This is a genomic window from Ruegeria sp. F5, assembly GCF_056533845.1.
The window spans coordinates 308,670-322,157 of the sequence record NZ_JBQFOU010000002.1 but is presented as its reverse complement, the minus strand read 5'-3'; the positions used below and the strand labels follow the sequence as shown (position 1 = coordinate 322,157).

The following is a 13,488-nucleotide window of genomic DNA, read 5'->3' as shown; positions in this document are numbered from 1 at the left end:
GGCGGGACAAGACTAAATGACAGGCGAGTTCGGATTATCATGGTGACAAGATTTTTTTCCCGTATGGGTTTGCTGGCTGCGGCAATCGCATTGACCGCGCTGGCCGCCTGTGAAGAGCCCGAGGCCATCCTGCCCGGCGCCCGTGAAGATATCCGCCCCGCTGCCGACAGCGAAACGGTTGAAACGCGGGGGTCTCAACCGATCAGCCTGCCGGGACAGTCGGCAAATTCAAGCTGGTCGCAAAGCCCTGGAACGCCTGCTTACCGTACGAATAACGCCGCACTCGGAAGCGCGCCGCAGCGTATCTGGTCGGCGTCAATTGGCGACGGCGACTCGCGCAAGCAGCGGATCACGGCAGAGCCGGTCGTGGCGGGCGGGCTGATTTATACGCTCGATGCCGGTGCGACCGTATCGGCGGTGTCGCCGCAGGGGCAGGTGGTCTGGGATACAAACCTGATCCCGTCGCGGGACAGCGATGGCGACGCGACAGGCGGCGGTCTGGCCTTTGCCAACGGCGTGCTTTACGTGTCGTCCGGGTTCGGGCGGCTGACGGCGCTGGACGCCAAGACCGGGGCGATCCGCTGGCAGAAACGGCTGAATGCAACCGGCAGCGGTGCGCCGCTGGTCAATGACGGGCTACTCTATCTGGTGGCGGGCGATGAAACCGGCTGGACCGTTGACACCAAGGATGGCCGCATCGCCTGGCAGATCGAAGGCACGCCAAGCGTGGGCAACGTTCTGGGCGCACCTGCGCCGGTCATAGCCTCGGATCTGGCGGTGTTTGCCTTTGGCTCGGGCGATATTGCCGCGACCTTCCGCCGGGGCGGTATCCGGCGCTGGAACGCCTCGGTCGCCGGTGGCCGCCGGGGTCGCGCGGCCGCGCAGATCGTGGATGTAACCGGTGGGCCGATGGTGGCTGGCGATACGATTTACATCGGCAACCACTCGGGCCGCACCGTCGCCTTTGACGCGGGCTCGGGCGAGCGTCGCTGGACGGCGGACGAGGGTGCTGTTGATACGGTCTGGCCCGCAGGCAACAGCATCTTCCTGATCAGCGACCGCAGCCAGTTGGTGCGTCTCAACGCCGCCGATGGGTCCATCATCTGGGCGCAGGACCTGCCGGGCTTTGTCAAGGACAAGCGCGGTCGCCGTGGCGCGATCTTTGCCCACTATGGCCCGATCCTTGCCGGGGGCCGTATCGTAATCGCCTCGAACGACGGGTATCTGCGTTTCTTCAACCCGGTCGACGGCGCGCTGGTGCATCGGGTCGAGGTGCCGGGCGGGGCGACCACCGCGCCGGTTGTGGCCGGTCAGACCTTGTATGTCGTATCGACCAAGGGCGATCTACACGCTTTCCGTTGACCGCAAGATGCGCTAAAGGGCGCTTCTTGAGTCTTGAAAGTTGAGAACATGTCGCTGACCCTCGCCATCGTGGGGCGCCCGAATGTGGGCAAATCCACCCTGTTCAACCGCCTTGTGGGCAAACGTCTGGCTTTGGTCGACGACCAGCCCGGCGTAACGCGCGATCTGCGCGAAGGCGAAGGGCGTCTGGGCGATCTGCGCTTTACCGTGATCGACACAGCAGGGCTTGAGGACGCGACCGATGACAGCCTGCAGGGCCGCATGCGCCGCCTGACCGAGCGCGCGGTGGATATGGCCGATGTCTGCCTGTTCATGATCGACGCGCGCGTGGGCCTGACCCCGACCGACGAGATGTTCGCCGAGATTCTGCGCAAACGGTCGAAACATGTGATCCTTGCGGCGAACAAGGCCGAAGGGTCAGCCGCAGATGCCGGCGTGCTTGAGGCTTATAACCTCGGCCTCGGCGAACCCGTCCGTCTGTCCGGCGAGCATGGCGAAGGGATGACGGACCTTTACGCGCAGCTGATGCCTCTGGCGGATGCGGCTGAGGAACAAGCCGCCGATGATACGCCCGAAACCGATATCGAACTGGATGAAGATGGCGAGGGCGAAGCGCCGCTGATCACCGTCGCCAAGCCCTTGCAGGTGGCGGTTGTTGGACGTCCGAACGCCGGGAAATCCACCCTGATCAACAAGATCATCGGCGAAGACCGTCTGCTGACCGGCCCCGAGGCCGGGATCACCCGCGACGCCATCAGCCTGCGCATCGACTGGGCCGACCCGGATGGCGACAGCACGCCGATGCGAATCTTCGACACGGCGGGGATGCGCAAAAAGGCCAAGGTGCAGGAGAAGCTGGAAAAGCTCTCGGTTTCGGACGGTCTGCGCGCGGTGAAATTTGCCGAGGTCGTTGTCGTCCTGCTCGACGCCGCCATCCCGTTCGAACAGCAGGACCTACGCATCGCCGATCTGGCGGAACGCGAGGGCCGCGCTGTGGTTGTCGCCGTCAACAAATGGGACATCGAGGACAACAAGCAGGAAAAGCTGCGCGATCTGAAAGAATCCTTTGACCGCCTTCTGCCGCAACTGCGCGGCGCGCCGCTGATCACAGTCTCGGCTAAAACAGGCCGGGGGCTGGAGCGCCTGCGTGCCGCCATTCTGCGCGCACATGACGTGTGGAACCGCCGCGTACCGACCGCCGCGCTGAACCGCTGGCTGACCGCGATGCTGCAGCAGCACCCGCCGCCAGCCCCGCAAGGCCGTCGGATCAAGCTGCGCTATATGACTCAGGCCAAGACCCGCCCGCCGGAGTTTGTGGTCATGTGCTCGCACCCCGACAAGATGCCCGACAGCTATTCGCGGTATCTGGTGAACGGCCTGCGCGAGGATTTTGATATGCCCGGCACCCCGATCCGCCTGACGTTGCGCGGGCAGGGCGACAAGAACCCCTATAAGGGTCGGCGCAAGAAAAACGCCGGTGCATTGGCCAAACATCTCAAGGGCCGCGCGTAACTGCGCCAATTTTCAGCGTTTTTGCTGTGGGGGCGTGACAGCCCCTGTTCCCCACGCTAGCATTCACGTGCGTGCATTTGTTTTCGCGCGCTGCTGGTATGCGGGCAACCGCATTTGATTTTGAGACAGGAAAACCGGGCCATCGTGGGGAGCGGGCTGGATGGATTTGAGGGAATATACACGACAATACGCGGTACAGGACAATCGGCTGGCTGCGCTGAGCTATTTCGGAACATTTGCGGTGTATTTCGCATCGCTGGCACTGGCGATTGCCTTTGTCGATCACTGGTACATCATGGTTCCCGCCGGGATCGTCTTTGCGTTTTCCGCCGTACGTCTATACGTGTTGCAACATGATTGCGGGCATCACTCGCTGTTCGAAACCCGACAGCAGAACGAATGGGCCGGGCACGGACTGTCGCCTTTCACCTTCGCGCCGTTCGAGGTGATGAAGCAGAACCACAACCTGCATCACGCGGGCATCGGCAATTTGGAACATCGCGAGACCGGCGAGATTCATACCATGACCCTGGGGGAATGGAATGACGCCGATTGGAAAAAGCGCCTGTTCTACAGGCTGTACCGCAATCCGTTCATCCTTGTTCCGGTCGGGGCGCTGTTCACCTATTTCATCCGCTATCGCTGGCCCAAAAACACCGTCCGCTTCGGGGTCCGGGGTGTTGTATTACACAATCTCTCGATTGTTGTGTTTCTGGGCCTGCTGTACCTGATCGCCGGTGCCACCGGCATGCTGGTCTGGCTGGTCTTTTCGATGCTGGGGGGCATGCTGGGCGTGTTCCTTGTCTATCTGCAGCATAATTTCGAGGATACCTACTGGGACCGCCGCCCCGATCTGGACCCGCAACTGGCGGCTTTGCAGGGGTCGTCAGCTTTGGATTTCGGCTGGTGGTTCGACACTGCGGTGGCCTGCATCACGTTGCACGATATCCACCACTTCAACGCGCGTATCCCGTCCTATCGGCTGCGCGCCTGCCATTACAATCTGCCACCGGAATTCACACCGCGCCGCATCAAGTTCCCCGAGGCGGTGGCCGCCCTCAGGCTCAAGCTTTGGGACGAGGACACCAAGCGCCTTGTGCCCTTCCCGAAAAAGGAACGCGCAGCTAATCTTGCCCATAGCAATTGACCCTCTAATCTTAGCAGGATAGCAGGGCGACTTGCATGGATGTACATCCTGTGTATATACGAAGATGCCGGGAGACAGAGAAAGGACCGATAATGACCGCAGTGACCGATGTTAAAGGTGTAGGAGCAGCGCTGGCGCAGGCGCTTGCCGCTAACGGGTTCAAGACCGCAGAAGCGCTGGCCAAGGCGACCCCTGCGGCTCTGGTCAAGGTTCCCCGCGTGGGTGAGGCCCGTGCGGCTTTGTTGATTGCCGCCGCGAAAGAGGCGATTGCCGCCAAACCGGCCGCCTCGCGCCGAACCCCCGCCCGTAAACCGGCCACCCGCAAGCCCGCCACACGAAAACCGGCGGTCCGAAAACCCGCCGCGCGAAAGACCGTAGCGGCCGCCGCTGCCGAAAAGCGCGCGGAAGAGGCCGCCCGGAAAGCGGCAGAGGAAAAGGCTGCGGCTGAACTGGCTGCGGCGAAGGAAAAGAAAAAGGCAAAAGCCAAGGCAAAGGCCGAGAAAGCCGCAGCCAAGCGCAAAGAGATGGAAGCCGCGTTCTCGAAAGCCAAGGACAAGGTCAAGGAAAAGTCCAAGAAGGGCAAAAAGCCCAAGAAGGACGGCAAGAAAAAAGACGACAAAAAGAAAGACAAGAAGAAGGGCAAGAAAAAGGACAAAAAGGCCAAGAAGTAACGCCTGCGCCTTTCCGATTTTTGAACCGGCACCGTTTCAGACGATGCCGGTTTTTTCTTGTCAGGCCAGTGTGCCGTCGGCCTGCAGGGTCAGTTTGCCGCCCAGATAGGGCGACAGGACCTCGGGCAGGGACACGGTGCCATCTTCGTTCTGGCCATTTTCCAGAACCGCAATCAGGCAGCGCCCGACAGCAAGGCCCGAGCCGTTCAGCGTGTGCACATATGCCGGTTTGCCGCCGCCCTCGGGGCGGAACCGGGCATTCATCCGGCGGGCCTGGAAATCACCGGTGGTCGAGACCGAGCTGATCTCGCGATAGGCATCCTGACCGGGCAGCCACGCCTCGATGTCATAGGTCCGGCGCGCGCCAAAGCCCATGTCGCCGGTGCACAGAACCACAGTGCGGTAAGGGATGCCCAATTGTTCCAGCAGGTCCTCGGCACAGCGCAGCATGCGCTTTTGCTCGTCATCCGATTTGTCCGGATGGGTGACCGAGACCATCTCGACCTTTTCGAACTGGTGCTGGCGCAGCATGCCGGCGGTGTCCTTGCCCGCGCTGCCCGCCTCGGACCGGAAACAGACGGTGTGGGCGGTCATACGGATGGGCAGGGTGGCCTCGTCCAGAATATCGCCCGCCACCGAATAAGTCAGCGTGACCTCGGATGTCGGGATCAGCCACCAGCCATTGGTGGTCTGATAGCTGTCCTCGCCGAATTTCGGCAGCTTGTCGGTGCCGTACATCGCCTCGTCCCGGACCAGGACCGGGGTTTGCGTCTCCGTCAGGCCATTCTTGTCGATATGCGTGTCCAGCATGAACTGGGCCAGCGCACGGTGAATGCGGGCGACCCCTTTCGACAGGTTCACGAACCGGCTGCCGCTGGATTTTGCGGCGGTTTCGAAATCCATCGCCGCAGCGACGGCGGGGATTTCGTAATGCTCTTTCGGTGCGAAGGCGAATTCGCGCGGGGAGCCCCAGCGGTTGACCTCGACATTGTCGGTCTCATCCGCGCCCTGCGGCACATCGTCGGCGGGCAGGTTGGCGATACGGGCCAGTTGATCGGTCAGCAGCGCGTCAAGGTCCTTGGCCTCGGTTTGCATGCGGGCCACTTCGGCCTTTTTCTCGGCCACCAGCGCGCGCAGGCGTTCGAACTCGGCCTCATCCCCGCGCCCTTTGGCGGCGCCGACTTCCTTGCTGGCCTTGTTCTGTTCGGCCTGCGCGGTTTCGGCCGCCAGAATCTTGGCCCGGCGGCTTTCGTCGAGCCGCAGCAGATCTGACGACACCGGCGCGTCCCCACGGCGCGCAAGGGCGGCGTCGAAGGCGGCAGGGTTTTCGCGAATGGCGCGGATGTCGTGCATAGTCCAGGTCCTTAATGCGTGAATCACTGTTGCCGCTTATGCACTATCTGAATGACAGCGTGTAGCACCGGTTACGACTTATCCGCGTCTTCGTGTGTTTCATGCGCCAGATGCCCGTCCCATTCCCCGACCGGGATTTTCGGCTCGGGCGGATCGGCCATATACGAGGGCGTCATGATCTGAACGTTGTTCTCGTTGAACACCGCCACGATGTTGCGGTGCAGGTCCGAGCGTATCTTGGGAATGATACTGCCGCGTGTGGTGTAGCCGTTGATCTGGTAATTGATCGCGTAATCCGCCAAAGCGGTCCATAAAACAAAGGGTTCCGGCTTGGCCTTGATCCCCTTGGTGCGATGGGCGGCCTCGATCAGCATCGCCTCGACCTTCTCGGGAGGCTCCTCATAGCCGATGCCGACTGTGGTGTGTAGCAGCAGCCCGCTGCCATCGGTTTTCTTCGAGAAATTCACCACATCCGAATTCATCAGCTGCGCGTTGGGGATCGAGATCAACTCGTTCTTGATCGACTTCAGATGCGTCTCCATCAGCTTGATCTGAACCACATCGCCGATATGGTCGCCGATCTGAATGCGATCCCCGATCGAGGTCGAGCGGCGATAGATCACGAACAGCCCGGCCAGCATGTTCGACACGACCGAGTTCGCGCCCAGCGACAGCATCGCGCCCACAAGAATGGTCAGCCCCTGAAAAGCCGCCGAATCCGAACCCGGAATGTAAGGCACCGCAAAGACCAAAGCGATCAGGATGACGACGACGCGGGCGATGTTGAAGGTCGGGTTGATCCAGTGCTTTTCGAAATCGCCCAGTTCGAACGAGCCCGCTTCGACCGCGTCAAAGAACACCCGCATCCCCCGGATGACATAGACAGTGATCCAGGTGATCAGCGCCAGCATGATCATGTTCGGGATATAGCTGAGAACGCCCTTGAAGATCAGCAGGACCGGCTCGGTCAGGTAGGTCAGCAGCAGTTGCGCGAAATACCGGGTCTCGGCAAAGGCCAGCAGGACGAAGGACAGGTAGTAGTAAAAGCCCAGAAAGAAGACGACCAGCAGCACGAAATTCAAACCGTATCTGACCAGCGCGGCAATGGCTTCGGCCTGTACGCTTTTGGCGGTGGCGGTTTCCACATCCTTCAGATGGCGTTTGACAAACCTTAGGGTACGCCGCCGGATCCGGCGGTGCAGCCACAGAATGGCGACAACGAACAGGGCGAACCCGATGGTCCAGGCGGCGGCCTCAATCGCGCCCGAGACGCGCGCCTGTTCGGTCCGGTTGGCGCGGTAGGCGACGATGGCCTCTTTGATGGCCTCACCGTGCAGGAAGCCGAGGACGTCCAGCTCCATCTGGTCCAGTTCCGCATCCGCGACGGTGACGATCGACACCGAGACGCCATCAACCAGAATGCGGGTGCCCAGATCGGTATCCTCATAGGTGACGGTCACATCCGGATTGTCCGAGGCCTCGGCAACTTCGATAATTCTGTTCTGGACGTTTTCGGCGCGTTCACTTGCGGGCAGGGCGCTGGAACCCCGCAGGTGGAACAGCGTATCGCCATCGACGATGACCGGGGCTTTGAAAACGTCGGATTGGGTGTCCGATGCCGCAGGCGCGTCAGCCTGTGTTTCCTGCGCCTGTCCGGGCAGGGGCTGCATCACGACAGACAGGGTCAACGCAAGCAAAAGCGCCAGCATTCGCAAGGGTTTGTGAAGATGTGCCATTGCCCCTCCTGTCGCCTGACTATATCCCAGATGTTCCTTGCGCCTAGGGCATATCTGCAACGGTCCGGGGCATCTTTGTGTGTCAGGGCGGGTGCCGGGTGAGACACTGCGCCGCCTTTGCTTGCAAACGCGCATATCTGCGCATAGGTTCCGGCCAAATTTGCGGAACGGTGCCGCAATCCAAAACAAAAGGAATATCCCATGGAAGGTGGCGCAATCGCCCAGTTTCTCCCGCTGATCCTGATCTTCGCGATCATGTATTTCCTGCTGATCCGTCCGCAGCAGAAGAAGATGAAGGAACATCAGGCCATGGTGGAGGCCGTGCGCCGGGGCGATCAGGTTGTCACGCAGGGCGGGATGATTGGCAAGGTTTCCAAGGTCAAGGAAGGCGAAAACGAGATCGAGGTCGAGATCGCCGATGGTGTGAAGGTGCGCGTGGTCAAATCGACCATCGCTCAGGTTCTGAACAAGACCGAGCCCGCGAAGTAAGTTCGCCCTACAACCTCTTAAAAAGGCAGGGTAATGCTGCAAATTGACACCTGGAAGCGGGTCCTGATCTGGCTGGTCTGTGTGACCGGCCTGCTTCTGGCCCTGCCGAATGCGTTTTACACGCGCGTCGAGCAATCGAACGACGCCAAGGCCGCGATTGAGCTGGGGATCGACACGCCCGAGATGCAGGCAGAGGCCGCGCAATGGCCGAACTGGATGCCGTCGTCTCTGGTCAATCTGGGCCTTGATCTGCGCGGCGGCGCGCATCTGTTGGCCGAAGTGCAGGTCGGCGATGTCTACGAATCCCGGATGGAGGCGATGTGGCCCGAAATCCGTGATGCGCTGCGGGATGAGCGTGCGACCGTGGGCACGATCCGCAAACAGGACTCGGCCCCGGATGAGATTCGCGTTCGCATCAGCCAGCCCGAAGGCATGTCCCGCGCGCTGGAGGTTGTGCGTGGACTGGCCCGTCAGATTCAGACCCTGACCGGCGTTGGTTCAACCGATATCGAGGCCCGCGCCGAAGGTGACACGATTATCGTTCAACTGACGGATGCCGAGAAACTCGCCTCGGACGACCGGACGGTACGTCAGGCGCTCGAGATCATCCGCCGCCGGATTGATGAGGTCGGGACGCGCGAACCTACGATTCAGCGTCAGGGCGCCGACCGGATTCTGATTCAGGTGCCGGGCATTGGCAGCGCGGGTGAGCTGAAAGAGATCATCGGCACGACCGCGCAATTGACGTTTAATCCGGTTGAAGGTCGCGGCACCGACCCGGACGTAATACCTCGTCCAGGTGAAAAAGTTGTGCCTTCGATTGATGAGCAAGGGTTCTACTACACGCTTGACGCGGCCCCCGTTGTAACGGGCGAAGAACTTGTCGATGCGCAGCCATCCTTCGACCAGAACGGACGCCCGGCGGTTAACTTTCGCTTCAACACATCCGGCGCACGGAAGTTCGGCGACTACACGCTGGAAAACATTGGCGAGCCCTTCGCAATCGTTCTGGATGACGAAGTGATCTCGGCCCCCGTGATCCAAAGCCATATTCCGGGCGGTTCGGGCATCATCACCGGCAATTTCACCGTCGAGGAAAGCACCAATCTGGCCGTCCTGCTGCGCGCTGGTGCGCTGCCTGCGGGGCTGGAGTTCCTGGAAGAGCGCACCATCGGCCCGGAACTGGGGCAGGACAGTATCGACGCCGGTAAGGTGGCGACTATCGTGGCTTTCGTTGCCGTTCTGGTCTTCATGGCGCTCAGCTACGGTCTGTTCGGCATCTTCGCCAACATCGCGCTGATCATCAACGTCGGCCTGCTGTTCGGGCTGCTGTCTCTGATCGGGGCCACGCTGACCCTGCCAGGGATCGCCGGCATCGTGCTGACGGTTGGTATGGCGGTGGACGCCAACGTGCTGATTTTCGAGCGTATCCGCGAGGAACTGAAATCCGCCAAGGGCCCGGCGCGTGCCATCGAACTGGGCTATGAAAAGGCGCTGTCGGCCATTCTGGACGCCAACGTCACCACGTTCATCACCGCGACCATCCTGTTCGCCATGGGCAGCGGCCCCGTGCGCGGCTTCGCCATCACTCTGGGTCTGGGCATTCTGACCTCGGTCTTCACCGCGATCTTCGTGACGCGCCTGATGATCGTGATGTGGTTCGAACGCCGCCGTCCGAAAATGATCGAGGTTTGACATGAGACTGAAACTCGTACCGCAAAACACCTCGTTCGATTTCTTCAGCCGCTGGAAGGTCTGGCTGGGTATCTCGGGCCTGCTGATGGTTTTGGCCTTCGGGTCGTTCCTGCTGCAGGGTCTGAATTTCGGCATCGACTTCCGGGGCGGCACCACGATCCGCACCCAAAGTGCGCAGGAAATCGATGTAGGGGCCTATCGCGATGCAATCTCGCCGCTGGAACTGGGCGATGTGACCATTACCGAGATTTTCGATCCGACCTTCGGGCCGGACGAAAACGTGGCAATGATCCGCATTCAGGCGCAGGAAGATGCCGAGGCCGTCTCTGCCGCAACCGTGACCGCGGTGGAAGAGGCGCTGAAACTCGCCGTCCCCGACATTCAGTTCGTGTCGGTCGAATCCGTTGGCCCCAAAGTGTCGGGCGAGTTGATCCAGACCGCCGTGATTGCCGTCGCCTTGGCGATTGGCGCGGTGCTGGTCTACATCTGGCTGCGCTTCGAATGGCAGTTCGCGCTGGGGGCAGTGGCCGCACTTGTGCATGACGTGATCCTGACCATCGGCATTTTCTCGGAACTTCAGATACGCTTCGATCTGGCGATCATCGCGGCGCTGCTGACCATCGTGGGCTACTCGCTGAACGACACTGTGGTCGTGTTCGACCGGGTGCGAGAGAACCTGCGGAAATACAAAAAGAAAGACCTGAAAGAGGTCCTGAACATCTCGATCAACGAAACGCTCAGCCGGACGGTCATGACCTCGGTCACGACGCTGCTGGCGCTGATCTCGCTCTATGTTCTGGGCGGGGACGTGATCCGGGGGTTCGTCTTCGCGATGATCTGGGGCGTGATCGTGGGAACCTATTCCTCGGTCTTCGTGGCCTCGACCATCCTGCTGTGGCTGGGGGTCAAGCGCGACTGGTCGAAACCGTCGAACACGGCGGGCAACCAGTTTGCCAACGTCGATGCCTGAGCTCTTTGGCCAGCCCCCTGCCGGGCTGGCCATTATCTTTTTCGCAGCCTTTCTGGGTGGCGTCGTACGCGGGTTTTCCGGCTTCGGAACCGCGCTGGTTTTCCTTCCCATCGCAACCCCGCATCTTGGCCCGTTCGGCGCGCTGATCGGCCTGACCATCATGGACATCTTCGGCCCGCTGCCCAACCTGCGCCGCGCCTGGGCCGACGTGGACAAGGGCGACTTGACCCGGTTGGTCGGCGGATGCGCCGTGGTTTTGCCCCTGGGCCTATGGGTGCTGACACGGGTCGACCCCGAGGTGTTTCGATACGCGGTCAGCCTGCTGGCGCTTTTCATGCTCGCCGTTCTGATATTGGGGCTCAGGTATAGCGGCCGGGTCCGCCGCGCGATGGTCGCCGGGATCGGCGCCGCTGCAGGGTTTCTGGGCGGTGTCGCGGGTTTGCCGGGGCCGGCTGTGATCCTGTTCTACATGTCCCGCCCGCTGCCAGTGCAGGTGATCCGCGCCACGATCCTGCTGTTCCTCTTTGCGTTTGATTTCCTGCTGCTCGGCTATCTGACCGGGATCGGGCGGGTGACCTGGGCTACCGCGGCGCTGGGGCTCGCTCTGGCCATCCCGAATCTGGCGGGGAACTGGCTGGGCGGATGGATGTTCCACCCCGAGCATGAACGGCTTTACCGCGCGGCGGCCTATCTGGCCATCGCACTGGCGGCCTTGTCGGGCCTGCCGCTTTGGGGCTAGAACCGCTACATGCGCCTGAACGAGATCACATATAACAATGCAGTTCCGGTCGATGGCTACGGCCCCGGCTTCTTCCGCATCGGCGGACAGGTCCACGACGGCCCGGTTCTGACCGGCCCAACCGGGACAACAGGGTGGGGCGGCTTTAATGACCAACCGCCGCTGCTGCAACTTGCGGATCACATCGACGTCTTGTTCATCGGCACCGGCAAAGACCTGACGCGCATCCCGCCTGACCTGCGCGCAACGCTGGAAGAGGTCGGCATCGGCGTCGAGATCATGAACTCCCCCGCCGCCTGCCGCACCTATAACGTGCTACTCTCCGAAGGCCGCCGCGTCGCCCTCGCCCTGATCCCGGTCTGAGGGATCCCATCTTCATCTGGCCAAAAATATCCCGGGGAGCGCGAGGGGCTGGCCCCTCGCTCTGCCCTAACCAAACAAACCAACCCTCGCCACTCTGCGGCAATTCCGTCCTTTTGTCCGCCCACACAATCCGCTAAGCGGGCGATATGACACTGATTGTGACCGATCTGGCCATCACCCGCGGCGGCGTTCCCGTGCTTGAAGGGTTGAGCTTCACGCTCCACCCCGGCAAGGCGCTGATCCTGCGCGGTCCGAACGGGATCGGCAAGACAACCTTGCTGCGAACGCTGGCCGGGTTGCAGCCGCCACTGGAAGGGCAGATCGAAGGAGCCGAGGATCAGATCGCCTATGCATCGCATTCCGACGGCCTGAAACCCACTTTGACCGTGGTTGAAAATCTCAGCTTCTGGGCCTCGGTCTTTGGTACCAATACGATCCAGCCCGCACTTGACGCCTTTGCCCTGAACGATCTGTCCGACCGCCATGCGGGAAACCTGTCGGCGGGGCAGAAACGTCGCCTGGGGCTGGCGCGGATGCTGGTCACGGGCCGTCCGATCTGGATGCTGGACGAACCCACCGTATCGCTGGACCGTGACGCGGTGCAGATGTTCGCCGACGCAGTGCGCGCGCATCTGGGGCAGGGCGGCTCGGCCCTGATCGCCACTCATATCGACCTCGGCCTGGATGGTGAGGTTCTGGATGTCGGCCCCAACAAGGCCAAACCCAAACCCATCGATGATTTCGACGGAGGTTTCCTGTGATCGCCCTGCTGCTGCGCGACCTGAAACTGGCCTTCCGCGCCGGGGGCGGCTTTGGGTTGGGGCTGGCCTTTTTCCTGATCGTCACGGTTCTGGTGCCCTTTGCCGTCGGCCCGCAATCGTCCCTGTTGTCGACCATTGCCCCCGGCGTTCTGTGGCTGGGCGCATTGCTGGCCTGCCTGTTGTCGCTGGACCGCCTGCTGGCGCTGGATTGGGAGGACGGCTCGCTGGATCTTCTGGCTACGGCGCCGTTGCCGCTCGAGTCCGTTGTCTCGATCAAAGCGCTGGCCCATTGGCTGACAACCGGACTGCCGCTGGTGCTGGCCGCCCCGTTTCTGGGCGTGCTTTTGAACCTGCCGGTGCCGGGTTTCACCTGGCTGGTGATATCGCTGCTGATCGGCACCCCGGCCATGAGCGTGATCGGCACCTTCGGCGCGGCCCTGACGGTGGGTCTGAAGCGCGGCGGACTGCTGCTGTCATTGCTGGTGTTGCCGCTTTACGTCCCAACCCTTATTTTCGGAGCCGAAGTCGCCCGCCGCGGCGCAGTGGGGATGGAGGTTCAGACCCCGCTGCTGATGCTGGCCGGGATCACGGCGGCTACCATCGCCCTGCTGCCTTTTGCCAGCGCCGCCGTGCTGCGGATCAATCTGCGGTGAAGCGCCACAAGATTGACCGAGGTCAATTGAGAACACA

General features: G+C 61.7%; 13 protein-coding genes. 11 read left to right on the top strand and 2 right to left on the bottom strand.

From position 1 onward, the window contains the following. The first annotated feature begins 39 nt into the window (after positions 1–39). The 4 genes from ACR0K1_RS03980 to ACR0K1_RS03965 all read left to right on the top strand — a co-directional run bounded on the left by ACR0K1_RS03980 (position 40) and on the right by ACR0K1_RS03965 (position 4,692). Positions 40–1,362: a PQQ-like beta-propeller repeat protein gene (locus ACR0K1_RS03980; RefSeq protein WP_480613628.1), complete on the top strand. Its 1,323-nt coding sequence runs from the start codon at positions 40–42 to the stop codon at positions 1,360–1,362. 48 nt (positions 1,363–1,410) lie between these two features. After that, positions 1,411–2,874: a ribosome biogenesis GTPase Der gene (der, locus tag ACR0K1_RS03975; protein ID WP_480849033.1), complete on the top strand. Its 1,464-nt coding sequence runs from the start codon at positions 1,411–1,413 to the stop codon at positions 2,872–2,874. A 160-nt stretch (positions 2,875–3,034) separates the two neighbouring features. Further along, the gene (locus tag ACR0K1_RS03970) at positions 3,035–4,021 is read left to right on the top strand and encodes a fatty acid desaturase (protein WP_480848850.1); all 987 of its coding nucleotides are present in this window, start codon (positions 3,035–3,037) and stop codon (positions 4,019–4,021) included. Positions 4,022–4,113: 92 nt separating this feature from the next. Continuing rightward, complete coding sequence (locus tag ACR0K1_RS03965) at positions 4,114–4,692, top strand: helix-hairpin-helix domain-containing protein (protein WP_480848848.1); 579 nt, start codon at positions 4,114–4,116, stop codon at positions 4,690–4,692. Between the two features lie 60 nt (positions 4,693–4,752). Here the strand turns inward: ACR0K1_RS03965 and serS are convergent, their stop codons facing one another. After that, the gene (gene serS / locus ACR0K1_RS03960; RefSeq protein WP_480848846.1) at positions 4,753–6,045 is read right to left on the bottom strand and encodes a serine--tRNA ligase; all 1,293 of its coding nucleotides are present in this window, start codon (positions 6,043–6,045) and stop codon (positions 4,753–4,755) included. Positions 6,046–6,116: 71 nt separating this feature from the next. Further along, positions 6,117–7,781 carry a mechanosensitive ion channel family protein gene (locus tag ACR0K1_RS03955; protein ID WP_480613638.1) on the bottom strand — a complete coding sequence of 555 codons (1,665 nt, stop codon included), beginning with the start codon at positions 7,779–7,781 and terminating at the stop codon, positions 6,117–6,119. 201 nt (positions 7,782–7,982) lie between these two features. Here ACR0K1_RS03955 and yajC point away from each other — a divergent pair, with 201 nt between their 5' ends. The 7 genes from yajC (at position 7,983) to ccmB (ending at position 13,451) form a co-directional block, all read left to right on the top strand. Next, the gene (gene yajC / locus ACR0K1_RS03950; protein WP_480613639.1) at positions 7,983–8,270 is read left to right on the top strand and encodes a preprotein translocase subunit YajC; all 288 of its coding nucleotides are present in this window, start codon (positions 7,983–7,985) and stop codon (positions 8,268–8,270) included. A gap of 33 nt (positions 8,271–8,303) precedes the next feature. Further along, positions 8,304–9,965 (top strand): protein translocase subunit SecD, encoded by a 1,662-nt coding sequence (gene secD, locus ACR0K1_RS03945; RefSeq protein WP_480613641.1) that lies wholly within the window; start codon positions 8,304–8,306, stop codon positions 9,963–9,965. A gap of 1 nt (position 9,966) precedes the next feature. Continuing rightward, positions 9,967–10,935 (top strand): protein translocase subunit SecF, encoded by a 969-nt coding sequence (gene secF, locus ACR0K1_RS03940; protein ID WP_480613643.1) that lies wholly within the window; start codon positions 9,967–9,969, stop codon positions 10,933–10,935. Further along, a complete protein-coding gene (locus ACR0K1_RS03935) occupies positions 10,928–11,674 on the top strand; it encodes a TSUP family transporter (protein ID WP_480613645.1) in 747 nt (248 codons plus the stop codon). The genes secF and ACR0K1_RS03935 overlap by 8 nt, the downstream gene beginning before the upstream one ends. A gap of 9 nt (positions 11,675–11,683) precedes the next feature. Further along, positions 11,684–12,037: an Mth938-like domain-containing protein gene (locus ACR0K1_RS03930; RefSeq protein ID WP_480613647.1), complete on the top strand. Its 354-nt coding sequence runs from the start codon at positions 11,684–11,686 to the stop codon at positions 12,035–12,037. Positions 12,038–12,183: 146 nt separating this feature from the next. After that, on the top strand, positions 12,184–12,798 hold the full coding sequence (gene ccmA / locus ACR0K1_RS03925) for a heme ABC exporter ATP-binding protein CcmA (protein WP_480613649.1): 615 nt from the start codon (positions 12,184–12,186) through the stop codon (positions 12,796–12,798). Beyond that, positions 12,795–13,451 carry a heme exporter protein CcmB gene (gene ccmB / locus ACR0K1_RS03920; RefSeq protein ID WP_480613651.1) on the top strand — a complete coding sequence of 219 codons (657 nt, stop codon included), beginning with the start codon at positions 12,795–12,797 and terminating at the stop codon, positions 13,449–13,451. The genes ccmA and ccmB overlap by 4 nt, the downstream gene beginning before the upstream one ends. The last annotated feature ends 37 nt before the right edge of the window (positions 13,452–13,488 follow it).